Here is a 19,821-nt window from a genome sequence, read left to right on the forward strand (position 1 = left end):
CTCATGGGCCGATGACGAACTACCGACGGCGGTCAGTTCAGAACCAGTGCGGGTCGCGAGGTCATCGTGGCCTGCTTCGGGCGCAGGAATTCCGGGAGCCAGGGGAGGAGCGGGTCGAGGGCGCGGTCGAGGACGCCGCCTGCGGGGTCGTCGACGAAGTCACGGCGGACTATGTCGTGCTGGGGGCGCAGGATCTCGTAGACGATCAGGGCGCACAGGCCGAGTACCGCCAGATCGCGCAGGACGACGGTGCCGGTGAACCACTGTTCGGGCAGGCCCTTGTTGTCCTCGCCGAGGTAGTAGTACATGCGCGGCACCCAGACCAGCGCGTCGATCGTCATCCAGGCCAGCAGGATTCGGCGGTGCGGCAGCGCGAGCACCGCCAGCGGCACCAGCCACAGGGAGTACTGCGGGCTCCACACCTTGTTCGTCAGCAGGAACGCCGCGACAACGAGGAAGCACAGCTGGGTCAGGCGGGGGCGGCGTGGGGCGGTGAGGGCCAGATAGGCGACGCCCGCGCAGGCGGCCACGAAGGCCAGCAGCGAGACCGTGTTCAGGATGGTCGGGGGCTCACCGTGGCCGATCGGCCCGTCGAAACCCGCCCAGCCGGTGAACGAGGTGATCACGTTGTAGATCGAGTCGGGGTCGGCGTGGCGAGTGGTGTTGAGCCGGAAGAACTCTCGCCAGCCCTGCGGGTACAGCGCCGCGATCGGCAAATTCACCGCCGCCCATGTTCCCGCCGCGGCGAGCACGGTGAAGGTGGCGGCGCCGAGCGGCCGTAAGGCGAAGAAGTGTGTCCGCGAGGGTGTTTCACGTAACCAAGTACGTGCGGAATCGAGACCGGCGACATCGCGTAACCGCAGCCCGGCCCGTGCGGCGAGTTGGCGCTGCATCGGGTCGACCCGCAGGCACAGCACGACGATCGGCCCGAGCAGAAGCAGGGGATACAGTTTCGCCGCCCCGCCGAGTCCGAGCAGGATGCCCGCGAGCACCGGCTTGCGCCGCGCCCACGCCAACAACCCGGTAGCGGCGAAAGCCGTTGCGAGAGCATCGAAATTCGTGAAGGCGTGCACGATCACCAGGGGCGACACCGCGATCAGCGCCGCGTCCCAGACCCGCCGCCCGGCTAATCGCGACGACGCCCACACGGTGATCAACCAACCCACCGAAAGGCCGAGTGCGACCACGTTGAAATACACCACCACCGACATCGCACCGGGCACCGGCAGGTGATCCCAGACATTGCCGATCTGCATCGCCGCGTACTGGTACAGCCCCGAAAGCACCGGATACTCCATGTATCTGGTCTCGGTGCCACCGTCGGGCGTCGATTCGGTCCAGGACTTCTTGTACGGGAACGCGCCCTCGTTGAGCCGTTCGGCGCCGTAGAGCGGGACGGTGTCGGAGTAGCACATGGCCACGTACTGGCGGCCGTTGTTCCAGTCGAGCATCAGCCCGCCGTCACCGTCGCCGGTCTGCTGGATGCAGCCGGCCTTGGCCGTCCAGCCCAGCGCCAGGAAGATCACCGTGAAAGCGAACATCACCCGCAGCGGCGTCCAGAACCGCACCCGCCCGATCAGCGCGTGATCGCCGACCGGGCCGCCGATCACGGTGGACAGCTGCGCGGTGAGGGAGTCGTTGCGGCTGGGCCGGTCCCGCGCGTCGATCGAGCGCAGGTCCGGAGCCAGTCGGGCGGGCGCCACGTACCCCGCCTCGCGGCCCAGCCGGGTATCGCTCGACGCCGGCTGGTCCGCGAGTTGCTGATCGGTCACGACATCCGAGGCTACCGGGGGCTAGCGGGATCGGGTCGGTGTGGCTCCCGCGCCGCTGCTCTCGTCGTCGTTGCCCGTGGCGCCGTTGTTCGGTCTGGTCGACCCGCCGTTGCCGTTTCCTGGTGTCGCCGGCGCGCCGTCGGGACCCGCCGTCGGCTGGCCGGGCAGGGGGCCCGGACCCGACTCCGGCGTCGCCTGCGACTGCGGCACCGCGGGCTGCTGCACCCCGGGCACCGGAATCCGGATGCCGGGCAGGATCTCCACCTGCGAGGGCACGATCACCGGCGGCACGATCGCCGGCACGGTGGTGGACGGCGCGGTGTAGGGCGCCGACCATTCCGGCACACCGGCCTGGCCCTTGATCGGGGCGGGCTTGGGGAACGACTCGTTCGACGTGCCCGACAGCGCACCGTCCATCGTCGCCTTCCAGATGTCGGAAGGCAGACCGGAGCCGTAGATGCTGGCGCCACCGTAGTTCTTGAGCGGTTCGCCCTGCTCGGTACCGACCCACACCGCGGTCGACAGCGACGGGGTGTAGCCGACCATCCAGGCGTCGCGGTTGTTGCCGGTGTCGCCGAGCTGGTGGGTACCGGTCTTGGCGGCGGACTCGCGGCCACCGGCCAGGTTGTGGTTGCGCGAGTAGGCAGCGATCGGCTTCATCGCCGCGGTGACGTTGTCGGCCACGGCCGCACTCACCCGCTGCTCACCGGCGGGCTCGCCGCGATCGAGCAGCACCTGCCCATCGGCGGTCACGACCTTCTGCACGAAGTGCGGGGCGTGATAGACCCCCGACGCCGCCAGGGTGGCGTAGGCCGAGGCCATGTCGAGCGGTCGCGACTGGTACTGGCCGAGCACGATGCCGTTGTTGGGGCCGACGCCGCCGGGCTCGGTCAGCGTCTCGCCCACACCGGGCAGTTCCTTCGCGATACCGAGCTTGTGGCCCATGTCGGCGATCTTCTGCGGACCGTTCTGCATGTCCAGCTGCATCCGGTAGAAGCTGGTGTTCAGTGAACGCTTGAGCGCTTCGGCGATGGTGCACATGCCGCAGCCCTCGCCCTCGACATTGCCGATCTCGATGCCGTTGACGGTGATCGGTGAGCTGTCGTAGAGCTGCGAGAGCGGAACGCCCTGTTCGAGATTCGCGGCCAGTCCGATCGCCTTGAACGAAGAGCCCGTCGGCAGACCGGCATTGGCGAAGTCGAAACCCTGGCCGTCGTTGCCGCCGTAGTAGGCGCGCACCGCACCGGTGCGCGGGTCGATCGAAACCACCGCAGTGCGCAGGTTCTCCGGCTCACCCTCGAGCTTGCCCTGCGCGGCCTTGATCGCGGCGTCCTGCGCCTGGGGGTCGATCGTGGTGGTGATCTGCAGGCCCTCGGTGTTCAGCTGCTGCTCGCTGATGCCCGCGGTCGAGAGCTCCTGCAGGACCTGGTTCTTCACCAGGCCCGACGGGCCCTCGTCGTTGTTCTTGTCGCCCAGCGATTCCAGCGTGACGACCTGCGGGTACTGCATCGCCTGACGTTCGGTCGCCGACAGGTTGTTCTCCGCGACCATGCCGTCGAGCACGTAGTTCCAGCGCGTCTTGGCGCCGGTGGGGTTCTTCTCCGGATCCAGCATCGAGGGCAGCTGGATCGTCGCGGCGAGGACGGCGCCCTCGGCCACGGTCAGCTCCTGCACCGGCTTGCCGAAGTACGACTTGGCCGCGGCGTCGATGCCGTACGCGCCACGACCGAAGTAGATCGTGTTGAGGTAGGCGGCGAGGATGTCTTCCTTGCTCCACTGCCGCGCCATCTTGGCCGAGATCACCAGCTCGTGCATCTTGCGCGTCATCGACCGCTCGTCACCGACCAGCGCGTTCTTCACGTACTGCTGGGTGATCGTGGAACCACCACCGGCGCTTTCCTTGCCGAGGATGTTGTCGCGGGCGGCGCGAGCGAAGCCCGAGACCGAGAAGCCGGGGTTGGTGTAGAAGTCACGGTCCTCGGCCGCGATCACGGCATTACGCACGTGCGGCGGGATCTGATCGATCGAGACCTCGGTGCGGTTGCCCTGCGGCGGAACCACCTTGCTGATCTCGGTGGTGCCGTCGCTGGCCAGGATCGTCGCGACCTGATTGGTCTCGAGATCGCCGGGCTTCGGCACCGACACCGCCGTGTAGGCGACCAGGAAGACCGCGCTCGGCACGACGATGGCCAGGGCCATCAGCACGTAGAGCGTTCGGCGAACGATGCGCCACCTCGACTTCCGCACCGAACCATCACTACCCGAGCCGTCGTCGCCTCCGCCGTCACGGCGGTTGCGCGGGCCTGTCGGCGGGGGCGTGCCGCCCACACCCGCGGCGCGACGTTCACCGGTGGTCGGACCGCCAGGGGCGGTGACGCGCCGTTCACCGGAGGTGGGACCACCGGGGCGTCGGCCCGCGCCGGCGCGCGCGGCCGCGGCCGCACCGCCTGCCCGGACCACGTCGTCGTTCGCGCCGCGCACGGTCCGCCCCGCACCGGGCTGACCCGAACGCACCGTCGCCTCGTCGGGGCCGCCGGGACGCGGCAGCTTCTGGGTGGCGCCTGCAGCGGGCGGGACGGGACGACCCGGCCTACCCTGCGGCGGCCTGCCCTGGCCGGGCGCGCCCGGCGGAACCGGCCCGCCCTGTGGTCCGCCAGGACGCTGTGGCGGCTGACCCGGCCGGCGCGGCGGCATCCCACCGGGCGGCGGGCCCTGCTGACGGTTCGGCGGCGGTCCCTGCGGAGCACGTCCACCGGGCACAGGACCACCCTGCGGACGTCCGCCCTGGGCGGGACCACCGGGCGCACCCTGCGGACGCGGCCCGGCGGGCGGCATCGGCCGACGCGGCGGCGGACCGGCCGGACGATCACCCGATTGTGGGGGGAGACCCGGTTGCGCACCCCGAGCCGGACGGGCGCCGCGCGGATCATCGCCGTGGGGGGAGGGCTCGTAGGGCGAACTCACTGACCAGATCTCCATAACTTGTAAGGTTCGGGCACACAACTTCCGCGCCGGAGTACCGGCGCGGAGAGGGTGCACCCCGAACAGTGGCGCATCACGCGGTGGCCACCATCACTTCTGCGGGCCACCCATTACTCGGCAGCCTCGTCGCCCGGCAAGCCATCATTCGGCAGCAGAGCGCCGGGCTCGCGAACTCGTCCGACGTCGGGCAGGCGCGGGCGCCGTGCCGAGTACATACGACTGCACCAGGTGGTTCCAGCTGCACGAGCGACATACCTCGACGACGTGGACCGAGAACTCTTCGTTCGATTCGGCCATCCGAATCAGTTCCTCGGGTGTGCGCGCCGACCCGGCCGCTTGGCCCAGCCCATCGCCGAACACCCACGAAACCAACGTCAGCTGCTCTTTCCGGCAGATCGGGCAGGTCGCCTCGCTGCCCCGGCCATGGAACTTGGCGGCCCGGAGCAGATACGGATTCGCGTCGCACACCTCGGCGACGCCGACCCGCCCCGCGTAGACATCGGCCAGCAGAGACCTGCGCCGAAGCGCATAGTCCACCACCTGCCGCTGAATTCGCACGATCACCAGAGTAGCGGGGTTCGGATATGCGTGCCCACGGCATCGTTTGATCCGATTTGCCCGGCTAAACTCCCGATACCCGGGTTGATCCGGATGTTTTCGCAGGTGAGGTGACCTACGGCCATGGCTGATTCCGGGCAGCGACGGGCAGCCGTCGATTCGGCTCTGCGCGCACGTGACATCGATCGCGCACAAGCGTCGACCGTGCTTGACGCGGCCTATGCCGAGGGCCAACTCGGTGCGCAGGAGTACCACGACCGCGTCGCGTCGGCGAGCGAGGCCCGCACTGTCGGCGAGTTGGCGGGCCTGATCGCCGACCTGCAGTCACCTGCGGTTTTCGGCGAGAGTGCCCCCGTCGAGCGCCCCCGTCGTCGGGCGCCCGGTGAGTACCCGGCGCGCACGAGAGCCCGATCGAGCGACCGAGCGGCGACTGTCACCGCCCTCGACGCCGCCCGTGCCGACGGCCAGCTCGACGCCGATGAACACGCCGCCATGATCGAATTGGCCGAAGAAGCACGAACACTGGGTGATTTGTCCACTTTGGTGGCGGAACTCCAGCACCGCCCGGCGGCGCCGACCAAGCCGCGCGTCCGCCGCGACCGCACGCGGCTGACGGTGGTCGCGCTCGCGGCGATCACCGCCGTCGCCGGATTCGTGTGGACCGTCCGCGACGACGAGCCCGCCCCTGCCGTGGCTACCGTCGCCATCGTCGACTACGACGCGGCGCCACCGCTGGTGATCGCCACACCGATGCTCAACACCCTCGCCGGATTCGTCCAGTTCCGCGACGACTACCGCACGAAGTTCGGTGACACCGTGCTCGACGAGGCGGTCCTGCACGACGAGCACGCGTCCGCCGTGCGGCGCACGCCCGGCAACGCGAACCTGACCGCCGACTACACCTATCGCGGCGGCTTCGCGCGGTCGAATTCCCAGATCACCACTCGCGATCGCGACGCCGTCGACATCGATCTGGCACAGGTGAACACCGAAGCGCTCGGCGCCGCGCTCGCGAACGCACCTGCCACCGTGCGGGTGCCCGACGGCGCGGTCACCCACTTCAGGTTCGCGAACGACAGCTCGACGGGCGGGCCGGCGATCGTGGTCTTCGTGCGCGACGAGGTCTCCCGATCGGGCCATCTCGTTCTCACGCTGTCGGGCGATGTGCTGAAGATCTACCCGTACAAAGGATGAGCCAGCGATGAAGACCTCGCCCCAGAACCTGCGTGCCCGCGACGCCGACCGCGCCGACGTCTGCGCGATGCTCGACGCGGCCCTGGCCGACGGCCAGCTGACCGCCGCCGAGCACGAGACACGCACCGCCGCCGCCATGCGCGCCGAGCACTTCGCCGCGCTCGACCGTCTCGTCGACGACCTGCAGGTCACCGCCGATCTGGCCGCGACGCCGGTGGCGCGTGGCCTCGCGCGCGCACCCCGCCGCTGGTGGATTCCGGTGGGCGCGATCGTGCTCGCCGGTCTGCTCGGTGCGGGAGCGGGTCTGCTCGGTCGCACCGTGGGCGACGCCGTCCTCGACGATCCACTGCCCGACCTCACCACCGGCAACGGATTCGCCCACTTCCTCGCCGACTACCGCGCCGAGTACGGGACGACCGTCGCCGACGAGCTGACCCTGTATCCCGAATACGCCCGCGTCGACAGAGATTCCGGAAAGCCGGGAAAACAGGACGACCTGCAGTACCGCGGCGATTTCGAGAAGTGGGGTTCGCAGAGCTCTCGTCCGCCCGACACCCGCTCCTTCGACCTGGCCACCGTCGATCTGGCCCGCTACGCCCGCCTGGTGGCCGGCGCACCGCAGAGCACCCGCGTCCCCGACGGCTGGGTCTCGCACGTCACGGTCGGGTATTCGCCCGGCGGCGGCAAAGACGCCGAGGTCGAGATCAGCATCTACGTCAAGAACGAAGCCGCGCAGAACGCCCACCTGAAGATTCGCCCCAATGGCGAGCCCATCGCGGTGTATCCGGTGAAGCGCTGACCTTGCCAACCATCTGACCTGCGGCGATGGCGCATGTGTGGGGTGCGCCTGCGCGTAGATGTATCGCTCCGATATAGTTGGAAGTCGCATCCACGGTTAGGTCCGTTCGGCCTGTCAGGTCGACAGAGTCAGGGAGTGAGGTCGGCAGTGCTCGAATTGGCGATTCTCGGTCTGCTCCTCGACGCGCCCATGCACGGTTACGAACTGCGCAAGCGGTTGACGGGCCTGCTCGGAGCGTTCCGGGCCTTCTCCTACGGTTCGCTCTACCCGACGCTGCGCAGGATGCAGGCCGACGGGTTGATCGCCGAGGAGCAACCGGTCGGCGCGCTCGCGCGCCGTGCGCGCCGGGTCTACCGGCTCACACCGGTCGGCCGGGAACGGTTCTCCGAACTCCTTGCCGACACCGGTCCGCAGAACTACACCGATGACGGCTTCGGCGTTCACCTTGCCTTTTTCAGCCGCACTCCCGCCGAGGCGAGAATGCGAATCCTGGAGGGCAGGCGTCGTCAGGTCGAGGAGCGCCGAGAGGGGCTGCGGGAAGCGATCAAGAAGGCCAGCGGGTCACTGGATCGCTACACCAGGCAGCTCCACCAGCTCGGATTGGAATCAAGCGAGCGCGAAGTGCGCTGGCTCAACGAGTTGATTGCGGCGGAGCAATCGACGAAGGCGGCACCACAGAAAGAGGGAAAGAGCGGCCATGAGTGATGTCAACAAGGTTGGATCCGGCGAAGTTCGCGTCGCGATCGTCGGTGTGGGCAACTGCGCATCGTCGCTGGTACAGGGCGTGCAGTACTACAAGGATGCCGACGAGAACCAGGTCGTTCCCGGCCTCATGCACGTCAAGTTCGGTACCTATCACGTACGCGACGTGAAGTTCGTGGCCGCGTTCGATGTCGACGCCAAGAAGGTCGGCTTCGACCTGGCCGAGGCCATCTTCGCCAGCGAGAACAACACCATCAAGATCTCCGACGTGCCGCCGACCGACGTGACGGTCCTGCGTGGCCCGACCCTCGACGGCATCGGCAAGTACTACGCCGAGACCATCGAGCAGTCCGAGGCCCCCGCGGTCGACGTGGTCAAGGCGCTCAAAGACGCCGAGGTCGACGTGCTGGTCTCGTACCTGCCCGTCGGTTCCGAAGAGGCCGACAAGTTCTACGCGCAGTGCGCGATCGACGCGAACGTCGCCTTCGTCAACGCGCTGCCGGTCTTCATCGCCTCCGACCCGGTCTGGGCGAAGAAGTTCACCGACGCCGGTGTCCCGATCGTCGGCGACGACATCAAGTCCCAGGTCGGCGCGACCATCACCCACCGGGTGATGGCCAAGCTGTTCGAAGACCGCGGCGTGGTGCTCGACCGCACCTACCAGCTCAATGTCGGCGGCAACATGGACTTCAAGAACATGCTCGAGCGTGAGCGCCTGGAGTCGAAGAAGGTCTCCAAGACCCAGGCCGTCACCTCGAACCTCACCGGTTCGCTCGCGGGCAAGGTCCACGACCGTAACGTCCACATCGGTCCCTCGGACTACGTGGAGTGGCTCGACGACCGCAAGTGGGCCTACGTCCGCCTGGAGGGTCGCGCGTTCGGCGACGCCCCGCTGAACCTGGAGTACAAGCTCGAGGTGTGGGATTCGCCGAACTCGGCGGGCATCATCATCGACGCCGTCCGTGCGGCGAAGATCGCCAAGGACCGCGGCATCGGCGGACCCGTCATTCCGGCCTCGGCCTACCTGATGAAGTCCCCGCCGGAGCAGATCGCCGACGACGTCGCGCGCACTCAGCTCGAAGCGTTCATCATCGGCGCCGATTAAGCACTGACAAAAGAGCCGGTGTTCGCGAACTGTCGCGAACACCGGCTCTTTTCGTGTCAGTCCAGGGAGACGTAGACCTCGACCGACGTCGGGCCGGTGTAGCGCTCCAACTCCGCCGTGTGCGAGCGGGTGATGGTGCCCGCGTTCTCGGCCTTGATCACCTGTGCCCACGCGGTGCGCAGCAGATCGTAGGGCTTGTCCGAGACCACGAACTTGGCGTAGCGGCCCGCGGGGATGCGGGTGAGCACGTCGCCCTCGTCGATCTCGTCCAGTCCGCCGACCTCGTAACCGAGCACGGCCACCGCGTGATCGTTCTGGCCGATGTAGGCGGCGGCGCGCGGCACGGTCTTCTCCCGCGACAGGTACCGATCCCAGGTGAAGTTCACCAGATCGAGGTCGCGTGCGGTCACCTCACGCCCGGCCAAGGGCACGGTGAGTCCCGCGACCAGGCCGTCGTCGAGGGTGACGATCTCGAAATCCACGGTCATCAGCGGTCCTTCTCCTCGCTCAGCCCGACGAAGATCTCGACGGTGCGCTCGTCGGGATACTGTTCGCAATCGCCGGTGTAGGCCCGCACGAATTCGCCCGCGGCCTCCGCGTCCCATACCTGCCGCCACAGCCCGACGATGGTGTCGCCGAGGTTGTCGCCGCTGGCCACGAATCGCGCGTAGCGGCCCGCCGGAATCCGGCCGAGCACATCGCCCACCTGCAGGTCGGCGAGGGTTTTGCACTCGTAGCCGACGATGTGGGTCAGGTAGGAGTTGATCTCCTGCGCGAAATCGACGTAGCCCGTCGCGAACGGCCCCGGTAACGACGTTCTCGTCCGCAGGTTCGCCCACGCCTCGACCACCTTGGCGCGGCGCGGCCCCTCGACGGCGAGCGCCGGGCTGCGTAGCACCGTGCCCGCGATCAGCGTCTCGGGACGGTCAACGACATTGAAATCCACCTGCGTAGCCCCTATGTCTAGTGTCGTCGCATGTCGGTACCGACCGCACATCCTCCCGTATCGGTCCGACAGGTTCCGCGCCGGGATCATCAGACCCCTGGTCGGGCGGTTCGCGCTCTGGGCAACGATGTTGCCACGTCCGCAGGGTAGTCGGGTCCGGGTGCGCCAACTCGTGATCTACCGGGGCCCGCCGCCGCCGAGTCCGGGGAACAACTCACCGGGGACCGCCGGGGTCGGTGCGGGCGGGATGATGATCAACGGCGGCGGCGGAGTGCGCGCCGAGCTGGTCGGCGGCCCGAAAATGTCGAAGCCACCGCCCGGCGTCGGCGCCGATTCGGTGCCCGGCGTCGGCACCAGCGGCGGGCTCGGCAGCGGCGGCGTCTCGAATTGTTCGACCGGCGTCCCCGCCAGCGCGGCGTCCATCGACTGCTTCCAGATGTCGGCGGGCAGCCCCGAACCCCAGATGGCCCCGCCGCGCCCGTTGCGCAACGGCTGCGGGTTCTCGGTGCCCACCCATACCGCGGTCGACAGCGAGGGCGTGTACCCGACCATCCACGCGTCCTTGTTGTCGTCGGTCTCGCCGAGCTGGGTGGTTCCGGTCTTGCTCGCCGACTGCCTGCCGTCGGCGAGGCCGTGGCCGTTGGAGTAGTTGGCGATCGGCAGCATCGCGGAGGTGGTGGCATCGGCGATGGCGGCGGTGATGCGCTGCTCGGGTTCTGGGAGCTTTCTGCCCACTCGGGTCTCGGCGCCGCGGTCGAGCAGCACCCGTCCGTCGCCGGCGCTCACCTTCTGCACGAAGTACGGCTGGTGATAGATCCCGGAGGCGGCCAGCGTCGCGTACGCCGACGCCATATCGATGGGCCGCACCAGATACTGCCCGAGCACGATCCCGTTGAGCGGGTAGCCGTCCGGTTCGGCGAGCGTGGGGCCGTCGACGCCGGGAATGTGTTCGGGAATGCCCACCAGGTGCGCGGCCTCGGCGATCGAGCGCGGACCGTCGCCCATCGTCATGGTGAGCCGGTAGAAGCTGGTGTTCAGCGAGCGCTTGAGCGCTTCGGCCAGCGAGCAGCGTCCGCACGAGTCGCCCTCGACGTTGGTGATCTCGGTACCGCGATCGGTGATGGGCGAGCTGTCCATCAGCCGGGTCACCGGTATGCCCTGCCGTTGCGCGGCGACGAGCGCGAAAACCTTGAAGGCGGAGCCTGTTTGGAGCGGTGCCTGCGCGAAATCGAAGCCGGTGCCGTCCTCCCCGCCGTAATAGGCGCGCACCGCCCCGCTGCGCGGATCGATCGACACCACCGCCGAGCGCAGCTCCGGTGGCTGCCACGACAACCGCTCACGCACCGTGTCGACGGCGCCCGCCTGTGCCGCCGCGTCGATGGTGGTGGTGATCTGCAGTGCGCCGGTGTTGATGTCGGCGTCGCCGATGCCCGCGGCGCGGAGTTCGCGCAGCACCTGGGTGCGGATATGGCCCTCCGGCCCCAGCGCCACCGCTTCCTCCGGCACCTCCTCGAGCGGGATGATCGCGGGGAACGCCGTCGCGTCACGGTCGCCGGGCGCGAGCGCGTCCATCTCGACCATCCCGGCCAGCACGTACTGCCAGCGCGCGCGCAGCTGATCGAGATGGTTCTCCGGATCCAGCACCGAGGGTGAGCGGATCACCGCCGCCAGCACCGCACCCTCGGCGAGGGTCAATTCCGGCACCGGCTTGTTGAAGTAGGCCTTCGACGCGGCCGCGATCCCGTATGCGCCGCGCCCGTAGTAGATGGTGTTGAGGTAGGCGGCCAGGATCTCGTCCTTGGTCCACTGCCGCGCCATCTTGGCCGCGATGATCAGCTCGCGCATCTTGCGGGTGACGGTGCGTTCGGAGCTGAGGAAGGCGTTCTTCACGTACTGCTGGGTGATCGTCGAACCGCCGCCCGCGTTGTCCTGGCCGGTCATATTGTCGCGGGCGGCGCGCAGGAAGCCGCTGGTCGAATAGCCGGCGTTGGTATAGAAGGTGCGGTCTTCGGCGGCCAGCACGGCATCACGCACCGGAAACGGCACGTCGGTGAGCGGGATGGGAATCCGATTGCCTTGCGGCGGAATGAATTTCGTCAGCACCGTGGTGCCGTCCGACGCCAGCACAGTGGCGGGTTGCTCGACCGCGACCTCGGCCGGTTCGGGGATCTCCGAACTCCAGTACACCGCGACGAACAGCAGCGCGGGCACACACACGAAGATCACGAACAGCGCGCCGATCAATCGTCGGATGCGTTGGCCTCTGGTGCGTCGCCGACGTTGCGGGGGCTCGTCCGGACCGTCGGTGGCGGCCAGGCGCGCGGCCTGGGCCCGTCGGGCAGCGCCCTTGCTCGGCGTCGGCTCCTTCGCCAGCGGATCGCGGAACCCGGCGATCGAGGTGTACGGGACGTCCCCATCGGAACGCCGGCGCCCGCGCTGGGAGGCCACACCATCTCCTTTCGGAGCGAGGGAGAAGTACTCACCTGCACCGACGTCGATATCGGTGCAGGCGACTCTACCCGGCGGTGGCCACAGAACCCGGCAGGTCAGCTCTTGACGCCGCCCGCGGTGAGACCGGAGATGATGCGACGCTGGAAGATCAACACCATGATCACCAGCGGCACGGTGACGATCACGCCCGCCGCCATGATCGCCGCGTACGGCTGCACCAGCGGGTCGTTACCCGAGAAGCTCGCGATCGCGACCGTCACCGGCTTGGTGTCGTCGCCCGAGAGCAATCGGGCCAGCAGGTACTCGTTGATCGAGGCGATGAACGCCAGGATCGCGGTGGTGAACACCGCGGGCGCGGCCAGCGGCAGCATGATCAACCGGAAGGCCTGCAGCTTGCTCGCACCGTCGATGCGCGCGGCCTCTTCGAGTTCCCACGGCAGTTCGGCGAAGAACGAGGCAAGGATGTAGACCGTCATCGGCAGCACGAAGGAGATGTTCGGGATGATCATCGCCTGGTACTGGCCGATCCAGCCGATATCGGTGAACAGCTGGAACAGCGGTGTCACCAGCACCACGGCCGGGAACATCGACGCCGACAGGATGAGCCCCGAGACCAGGTACTTGCCCGCGAAGGTCATCCGGGCCAGCGCGTAGGCCGCGAGCACGCCGAGCAACAGCGCCACAGCGGTGGTCGCCGAACCGATGATCACACTGTTGAGCAGCGCTTTGCCGAAGTTGTTGCCGCGGCTGGTGTCGAAAGCGTTGCGGAAGTTCTCCAGCGTCACGTGGGTCGGCCACGGGGTGCTGTCGAACGTGTGGGCCGGGTCGCGGAACGCCACCACAGCCATCCAGTAGAACGGGCCGAGGCCCCACACCAGCACGATGGCGACACCGAGGTAGAGCCGCACCGTGCCGAGCCGCTTGCGCCACGACACCGGTTGCACCGGCAACGTCGTCGACTCGGCGGCGGGTTCTTTCGTCATCGACATGCTCATCAGTTCGCCTTCCGCTGGTCTTCTTGCGTGCGAACAGCGTTGGCGCCCAGCACCTTCACCAGGATGAACGCGATCGCGAAGACGAGCAGGAAGGTGATCACCGACAGTGCCGCGGCGCTGTTGGGGCCTTGGCGAACCTGCTCGACCACCAGGATCGACAGCGTGTTCGTCGACGGGTTGCCCAGCGTCATGATCGCGGGCAGGTCATAGATGCGCAGCGTGTCCATGGTGCGGAACAGGACCGCGACCAGCAGCGCGGGCTTGAGCAGCGGCAGCGTGATGTGGACGAACCGCTGCCAGGCAGTCGCGCCGTCGACTTTGGCCGCCTCGTACACGTCGGCCGGAATCACTTGCAGCCCAGCCAGGATCAGCAAGGCCATGAACGGCGTCGTCTTCCACACATCGGCCGCGACCACCGCGAACCGCGACGCCCACATGTCCGAGGTCCACAGGATGTGGGTGCCGAGCACCCGGTTCACCACGCCGTCGTACTGGAACATGAACTCCCACAGTCGCGCTGTGACCGCGGTGGGAATCGCCCACGGAATCAGCACGGCGGCGCGCAACAGCGCTCGGCCGCGGAAGGTCTTGCCCATCACCATGGCCATGCCGAGCCCGAGCAGGGCTTCGATCGACACCATCACCACGGTGAAGAACAGGGTGATCCCGACCGCCGACCAGAACTGCGAGCCGAGCGTGCCGGTGGGGCACGACACCATGCCGTTCAGCGACCCACACTGCTGCAGCAGCCAGTGTGTGTAGTTGCTGAACCCGGCACCGCCGCCCTCGACGAACATCCCGGTGGCCGGGTCGATACCGGAGTCCTTCTGCAAGGACATCCAGATCGCCTCGACCACCGGGTATCCGATGACCACGGCCAGTGCGACGAGCACAGGCGCGACGAACAGCCACGCCTTGCCGGATTGTCGCAGTTCCAGCGCTAGCCCGCGCTGCTTGGCTCCCGAAGGATCCGACACCGTTTCTACTCTCCTACGGTCTGGTCGGGTCCGCTGCGCCTACCGCTACGAACCGGCGGTCTCGATGCCCTTTTGCATGCCTGCGACTGCGTCGTCGACGGACTTCGTGCCGTTGAGGGCAGCATATGCGTTGTCCTGGATGGCCTTCGACACCGCGGGATAGAACGGGGTCACCGGACGCGGCACCGCGCTGGCGATGGATTCCTTCAGCGTGGGCAGGTACGGCATCTTCGCGATCAGGGCCGGGTCGTCGTAGAGCGAGGTGCGCACCGAGGGCAGCGAGCCGGCGGCGATGATCTGCTGTGCCTCTTCGCTGATCAGGTAGCGAACGAAGTCCGCGGCGGTGGCCTTGTTCTTGGAGAACGCGCTGATCGCGGCGTTGTAACCACCGAGGGTGGACGCGCCGACGCCGGTGTTGCCCGGCAGCGGGGCGACGCCGAACTTGTCCTTCACCGCGGAGCCGTCGGCGGAGGCCTGGGCGTAGAGGTAGGGCCAGTTGCGCAGGAACAGCAGCTTGCCCGACTCGAACGCGCTGGCGCTCTCACCTTCCTTGAAGGTGATGGCTTCCTTGGGGATGTCACCGTTCTTGTAGGCGTCGACGAGGACCTTCAGGCCCGCCTTCGACTCCGGGCTGTTCACGGTCGGGGTCTTGCCGTCGGCGCCGACGAAGCTGCCACCGAAGGCATTGATGATCTCGGAGGTGTTCACGGTCAGGCCCTCGTAGGGGGCGAGCTGACCGGCGTAGCAGCCCATGTTGTTGTCCCGGGCCACCTGGCACTGACCGAGCATCTCGGTCCAGGTCTTGGGCGGGTTGGGCACCAGGTCCTTGCGGTAGTACAGCAGGCCGCCGTTGGTGTTCTTCGGTGCCGCGTACAGCTTGCCGTTGTAGGTGGCGCTGGCCACGGTGGGCGCGAGCAGCGGCGCGGTGTCGATCGCGAAACTGCCCTCGAGCGGCTGGACCCAGCCCTTCGCGGCGAACTCGGCGGTGTCCTTCACGTCGAGGGCGACGACGTCGTAGCCGTCCTGCTTGGCGCGGAAGTGCTCGGCGAGGTCGTCGTGCTGCTGGGTGCCGTCGGCCGACTGCTCCTTGAAGGTCACCTGCTCGTTCGGGTGCGCGGCGTTCCACCGGTCGATGAGCTGCTTGACCACACCGGTTTCGGTGGTGTCCTTGCCTTCGACGTAGGTGATCGGGCCGCGGCCAGTCAGGTTCTGGTCGAGCGCATTGCCACCGTCGTCACTGGAGCAACCACTCGCGAACGTCGCGGTGAGCAACGCGATCGAGGCAGCAGCCATCGTCGCTCTGGGGACAAACTTCAAAGCCATCGCAGACACTCCAGGGTCAAGACGTGAGCAGCAGCACACCGTGCGGTGCAACAGGCAACATACAGTATTTGTCGCGGGCGGGGGCCCGCGTGTTCTCGGGCTTGTGGGGCTCGATCTCCGCTTCCTCCGGGCACTCCTTCATCGCGCCGAACAACGGTCGCCTCGAACCGGGACCCTTCGGTCGGTCCGGATCGAGGCGGCCGAGAACGGGCATAGACTTACACAGTTCTGTGTCGGAGGGGTGGCTTAGGGTCAATGCTTGTGACAAGTCCTTCGTCCGCCCCCACACCCGACCGGATGCTCACCCGCATCGGTGGTTTGCTGCGCAAGGCCGAGTCCACCGACAACGCCCACGAGGCCGAGGCCTTCCTCGCCGCGGCCCAGCGGCTGGCGACGAAATCCTCGATCGATCTCGCGGTGGCGCGTTCGCATGTCGCGGCTCGCGAGCGCAGGTCGATGCCGGTGCAGCGGATCATCCCGATCGGCGAGCCCGGTCGAAAAGGCCTGCGCACCTATGTCCAGCTGTTCGTGGCCATCGCGAGCGCCAACGATGTTCGCTGCGATGTCGCCCGAACCTCCGCCCAGGTCTACGCCTACGGCTTCGCCGCCGACATCGACACCTGCGAAGCGCTCTACGCGAGCCTGCTCGTCCAAATGGTTCGAGCCTCGGACCACTACATCAAATCCGGTGCCTATCGCGAGGCGACGGTCGTCAAGGTCGTCACCGAGAAACGACTGGGCCGCACCGTTCGGCGCAGGGTGCAGGCCCCGGTGGCAGGCGTCACCGCACGGCTGAACTTTCAGATGGCCTTCGCCGCCCGCGTCGGCGCCCGCCTGGCGGAGGTGAAAGCCGAAGTCGTCGCCGAGGAATCGGTTGTCGAAGCGACCGGGACGGCGCTGGCCCTGCGCGACAAGGAGGTCGCACTGACCGACTTCTACACGGCCACTTCCGAAGCCAGGGGGACCTGGCGAGGCCCGCAAACCTCTACGGGTCATTCGGCGGCGGCACGCCGCGCGGGCGACCGAGCGGGTCGCACCGCCCGTCTCGGCACGTCGCCGGAACTTCCTGCCGCACGGGCCGGGCTGGCGGGCCGATGAGATCGGCCGGGCTCTCGGCGCGCGTCCGCGATGTGCTCCGCGGCGCGTTCCAGGTGGGTAGCGGCAGGTCGGGTCGTGCCGCCGGATAGTTCGGATCGGCCGCGGCGGGACAGTCAGCGGGCGATGGTCTACGACGGCGAACAGTTGGTGCGCGGAGTGTTCGACCGTGCCGACGAGTTCGGGCACCGGACGATCGATGTCTACGGCTCGCAACTGACGCTGCCGGTGGAACGCCGTTTCGCCTCGGTGGCGTCGGTGCAGAGTTATGCCGACAAGGTGTTGGCATTGAATTGGGTTCGCGCGCGATGGGAACGGGCCTCGGTGCCGATCCGAGTCCGGGCCCGAGGTGGTGCCGGCGCGGCCCACTACGAGCCCGCGACCGCCGTGCTGGCCGTCCCGCTGCACACCGGCTCCACCGCGTGGGCCCTGCGCGAACTGGTGGTTCTGCACGAACTCGCCCATCATCTGGCGCCCGATCCGGGACAGCCACCGCACGGCCCCGAATTCTGCACCCGTTATGCCGAATTGGTCGATGGTGTGATCGGCCCGGAGGCCGCTTTGCTGGTGCGAGCTACGTTGACCGGTTGCGGTGTTCGTTTCGGCTAATTGTTCTCGAGCAGTGCGCTGACCCGCTCGTAGCGCCGCAGCCACCAGTCGACCCGCTCGGGATCGGGGTGTCGGTACTTGTCGAGCAGCGCGGGATCGGGCTCGGGTGGCGCGGTGGGCACGGGCAACCACCCGTCTACCGGCAACAATGATCGCGCGACGAGATCGCCCTCGAACAGCGCGAGAGTGCCGAGTCCGCAGGCGAATTCGAGCTCGGGCAGCGCACCTGCCAACGCCAATTGCGCGGCCAGGCCGACGCTGGTCTCGAGCGCCGACGAGACAACTGTCGGAAGACCGGCCGCCCCGGCGACCGCCAACGCTCGCCGCACCCCACCCAGGGGGGTGCATTTGAGCACGGCCACGTCAGCGGCCCCGGCGACAGCTACTCGCATCGGGTCCTCGGCCCGCCGAATCGATTCGTCGGCAGCGATAGGTACCGAGACCTGGCGCCGGACCTCGGCCAATTCCTCGATCGTCGAACACGGCTGCTCGACGTACTCCAAACCACCAGCGGCCCTGTCCAGTTCACCGATACTGCGAACGGCAGTCCGCACATCCCACACCGCGTTGGCGTCGACCCGAACAGCGCCCGATTCCCCGATCGCCTCTCGCACCGCCGCCACTCGCGCCACATCCTCGGCCAGCGAGCCCGGATGGTCGGCCACCTTCACTTTCGCTGTCGCGCAGCCGGATTCCCGAACAATTCGTCCGGCTCGCTCGGCATCCACCGCGGGAACGGTGCAATTCACCGGAATTCGATCTCGCACCGGAGCCGGCCACCCCACCGTCACCTGCTCAACGGCGGTGGCCAACCATCCGGCCGCTTCCCGATCGTCGTATTCGGGGAACGCGCAGAATTCCCCCCACCCCAATTTCCCCTTGATCAACATCCCCTCGCGCACAGTGATCCCCCGAAACCGTGTCCGCAACGGAATCGCGTAAACAAACAGGTCGGCGCTCACCCGACCGATCGTAGAGGTCGCGTATTTCCCGGCCGAAGCGTGATGCCTACCCGACGGCGGCGCTCGAGGTGAGCGCCGCCGTTCGGTTCACAGCCGTTCGATGATCGTCGCGTTGGCGAGTCCGCCCGCCTCACACATCGTTTGCAGCCCGTAGCGCGCCCCACGCTCGCGCATCGCGTGCACCAGCGTGGTCATCAACCGTGCCCCGGACGCGCCGAGCGGATGTCCGAGGGCGATCGCCCCACCGTGGACGTTGACCCGGCTCATATCCACGCCGGTTTCCTTCGCCCACGCCAGCACGACCGGCGAGAACGCCTCGTTGATCTCGAACAGGTCGATGTCGGAGATATCGAGACCGGCGCGCCGCAGCACCTTCTCGGTGGCCGGAATGACCGCGGTGAGCATCAGCAGCGGGTCGTCTCCCGCGACGGAGAAGCTGTGCAGTCGGGCCAGCGGTCGCAAGCCGAGCTGCTGTGCGCGTTCGCCGGACATGATCAGCACCGCGGAGCTCCCGTCGCTGACCTGGCTGGCCGAGGCGGCGGTGATCTCCCAGCCGATCTGCGGGAACCGGGCCGCCATCGCGGGGTCGTAATAGGCGGGCTTCAACGCCGCGAGGGTGTCGATGGTGCTGCCGACCCGGATTCCCTCATCGGTGCTCACCCCGTTGATCGGCGCGAGTTCCTCGGCGAAGAATCCGTCTTTGGTTGCCCGAGCGGCCTTTTCGTGACTGCCGAGTGCGAATTCGTCGAGTTGGGTCCGCGTCAACCCCCATTTCGCGGCGATGAGCTCGGCGCTGATCCCCTGCGGAACCAGGTCGTCGGGATAGCGCTGTGCGAAAGCGAGACCCGACAGGTCGTCGGCGCCGACCAGGTTGGCGCCCATGGGAACTCGCCCCATCGACTCCACGCCCGCCGCCACCACGATGTCGTAGGCGCCGGCGATGACACCCTGGGCCGCGAAGTGAATCGCCTGTTGGCTGCTGCCGCATTGCCTGTCCACCGTGGTGGCGGGCACGGATTCCGGATACCCCGCGGCCAATGCGGCCCGCCGGGTCATATTCGATCCCTGTTCCCCGACCTGGGTGACGATGCCGCCGATCACATCGTCGATCAGCACCGGATCCATCCCGCTGCGCTCGACGACCGCCCGCAGGCTGTGCGCCAGCAGATCGACAGGATGAACGTCGTGAAGTGCGCCGTTCGGCTTACCCCGCCCGATCGGGGTTCGTACCGCTTCGACGATGACCGCGTCTCGCATGGAAGTCCTCTTTCGACAACGCTGACTCTAGCTGACAATAGCCAGCATAGGTCCTAACTATCATCTACTCAAGTCAGACTTCGCTATGATGTTC

Annotated in this window: 17 protein-coding genes; 6 read left to right on the forward strand and 11 right to left on the reverse strand. The window is 67.7% G+C overall.

All coding sequences use genetic code 11. The features are described 5' to 3' along the window. Positions 1 to 32 precede the first annotated feature (32 nt). The 3 genes from ACFWUR_RS09490 to ACFWUR_RS09500 form a co-directional block, all read right to left on the reverse strand. Positions 33 to 1,772: a glycosyltransferase family 87 protein gene (locus ACFWUR_RS09490; RefSeq protein WP_378904483.1), complete on the reverse strand. Its 1,740-nt coding sequence runs from the start codon at positions 1,770 to 1,772 to the stop codon at positions 33 to 35. A gap of 21 nt (positions 1,773 to 1,793) precedes the next feature. Continuing rightward, positions 1,794 to 3,971 carry a transglycosylase domain-containing protein gene (locus tag ACFWUR_RS09495; protein ID WP_378905005.1) on the reverse strand — a complete coding sequence of 726 codons (2,178 nt, stop codon included), beginning with the start codon at positions 3,969 to 3,971 and terminating at the stop codon, positions 1,794 to 1,796. Positions 3,972 to 4,895: 924 nt separating this feature from the next. Beyond that, positions 4,896 to 5,312, reverse strand: coding sequence for a DUF5318 domain-containing protein (locus tag ACFWUR_RS09500; protein ID WP_170112103.1), 417 nt, complete (start codon positions 5,310 to 5,312; stop codon positions 4,896 to 4,898). A gap of 123 nt (positions 5,313 to 5,435) precedes the next feature. Between ACFWUR_RS09500 and ACFWUR_RS09505 the strand changes: the two genes are divergently transcribed. The 4 genes from ACFWUR_RS09505 (at position 5,436) to ACFWUR_RS09520 (ending at position 9,112) form a co-directional block, all read left to right on the forward strand. After that, positions 5,436 to 6,506, forward strand: a complete 1,071-nt coding sequence (locus tag ACFWUR_RS09505; protein WP_378904486.1) for a DUF1707 domain-containing protein — start codon at positions 5,436 to 5,438, stop codon at positions 6,504 to 6,506. 7 nt (positions 6,507 to 6,513) lie between these two features. Continuing rightward, positions 6,514 to 7,305 carry a DUF1707 domain-containing protein gene (locus tag ACFWUR_RS09510; RefSeq protein ID WP_378904489.1) on the forward strand — a complete coding sequence of 264 codons (792 nt, stop codon included), beginning with the start codon at positions 6,514 to 6,516 and terminating at the stop codon, positions 7,303 to 7,305. Positions 7,306 to 7,452: 147 nt separating this feature from the next. Further along, entirely contained in the window at positions 7,453 to 8,010 is a 558-nt protein-coding gene (locus tag ACFWUR_RS09515) for a PadR family transcriptional regulator (protein WP_378905008.1), read from the forward strand. Next, entirely contained in the window at positions 8,003 to 9,112 is a 1,110-nt protein-coding gene (locus ACFWUR_RS09520) for an inositol-3-phosphate synthase (protein WP_378904492.1), read from the forward strand. The genes ACFWUR_RS09515 and ACFWUR_RS09520 overlap by 8 nt, the downstream gene beginning before the upstream one ends. 56 nt (positions 9,113 to 9,168) lie before the next feature. On the opposite strand, the gene ACFWUR_RS09525 is transcribed toward ACFWUR_RS09520, so the two are convergent. The 6 genes from ACFWUR_RS09525 to ACFWUR_RS09550 all read right to left on the reverse strand — a co-directional run bounded on the left by ACFWUR_RS09525 (position 9,169) and on the right by ACFWUR_RS09550 (position 15,804). Continuing rightward, on the reverse strand, positions 9,169 to 9,600 hold the full coding sequence (locus ACFWUR_RS09525) for a GyrI-like domain-containing protein (protein WP_378904495.1): 432 nt from the start codon (positions 9,598 to 9,600) through the stop codon (positions 9,169 to 9,171). Continuing rightward, positions 9,600 to 10,058, reverse strand: coding sequence for a GyrI-like domain-containing protein (locus ACFWUR_RS09530; protein WP_378904498.1), 459 nt, complete (start codon positions 10,056 to 10,058; stop codon positions 9,600 to 9,602). The genes ACFWUR_RS09525 and ACFWUR_RS09530 overlap by 1 nt, the downstream gene beginning before the upstream one ends. 177 nt (positions 10,059 to 10,235) lie before the next feature. Next, on the reverse strand, positions 10,236 to 12,506 hold the full coding sequence (locus ACFWUR_RS09535) for a transglycosylase domain-containing protein (protein ID WP_378904501.1): 2,271 nt from the start codon (positions 12,504 to 12,506) through the stop codon (positions 10,236 to 10,238). 98 nt (positions 12,507 to 12,604) lie between these two features. Beyond that, positions 12,605 to 13,498: a carbohydrate ABC transporter permease gene (locus tag ACFWUR_RS09540; RefSeq protein ID WP_378905011.1), complete on the reverse strand. Its 894-nt coding sequence runs from the start codon at positions 13,496 to 13,498 to the stop codon at positions 12,605 to 12,607. Positions 13,499 to 13,503: 5 nt separating this feature from the next. Then, positions 13,504 to 14,481, reverse strand: a complete 978-nt coding sequence (locus tag ACFWUR_RS09545) for a carbohydrate ABC transporter permease (protein ID WP_378904504.1) — start codon at positions 14,479 to 14,481, stop codon at positions 13,504 to 13,506. A gap of 45 nt (positions 14,482 to 14,526) precedes the next feature. Beyond that, on the reverse strand, positions 14,527 to 15,804 hold the full coding sequence (locus ACFWUR_RS09550) for an ABC transporter substrate-binding protein (protein WP_378904507.1): 1,278 nt from the start codon (positions 15,802 to 15,804) through the stop codon (positions 14,527 to 14,529). A 297-nt stretch (positions 15,805 to 16,101) separates the two neighbouring features. On the opposite strand from ACFWUR_RS09550, the gene ACFWUR_RS09555 reads away from it, so the two are divergent. After that, the gene (locus ACFWUR_RS09555) at positions 16,102 to 16,902 is read left to right on the forward strand and encodes a DUF2786 domain-containing protein (protein WP_378905014.1); all 801 of its coding nucleotides are present in this window, start codon (positions 16,102 to 16,104) and stop codon (positions 16,900 to 16,902) included. A 75-nt stretch (positions 16,903 to 16,977) separates the two neighbouring features. Continuing rightward, the gene (locus tag ACFWUR_RS09560; protein WP_378904510.1) at positions 16,978 to 17,508 is read left to right on the forward strand and encodes a TIGR04338 family metallohydrolase; all 531 of its coding nucleotides are present in this window, start codon (positions 16,978 to 16,980) and stop codon (positions 17,506 to 17,508) included. Here ACFWUR_RS09560 and ACFWUR_RS09565 read toward each other — a convergent pair. Both ACFWUR_RS09565 and ACFWUR_RS09570 read right to left on the reverse strand, forming a co-directional pair. After that, positions 17,505 to 18,470 carry an o-succinylbenzoate synthase gene (locus tag ACFWUR_RS09565; protein ID WP_378904513.1) on the reverse strand — a complete coding sequence of 322 codons (966 nt, stop codon included), beginning with the start codon at positions 18,468 to 18,470 and terminating at the stop codon, positions 17,505 to 17,507. The two genes, ACFWUR_RS09560 and ACFWUR_RS09565, sit on opposite strands and share 4 nt — an antisense overlap. An 87-nt stretch (positions 18,471 to 18,557) precedes the next feature. Continuing rightward, positions 18,558 to 19,727, reverse strand: coding sequence for a thiolase family protein (locus tag ACFWUR_RS09570; RefSeq protein WP_378904516.1), 1,170 nt, complete (start codon positions 19,725 to 19,727; stop codon positions 18,558 to 18,560). Between the last annotated feature and the right edge of the window lie 94 nt (positions 19,728 to 19,821).

It is taken from the genome of Nocardia sp. NPDC058633, assembly GCF_042717045.1.
Lineage (GTDB): Bacteria > Actinomycetota > Actinomycetes > Mycobacteriales > Mycobacteriaceae > Nocardia.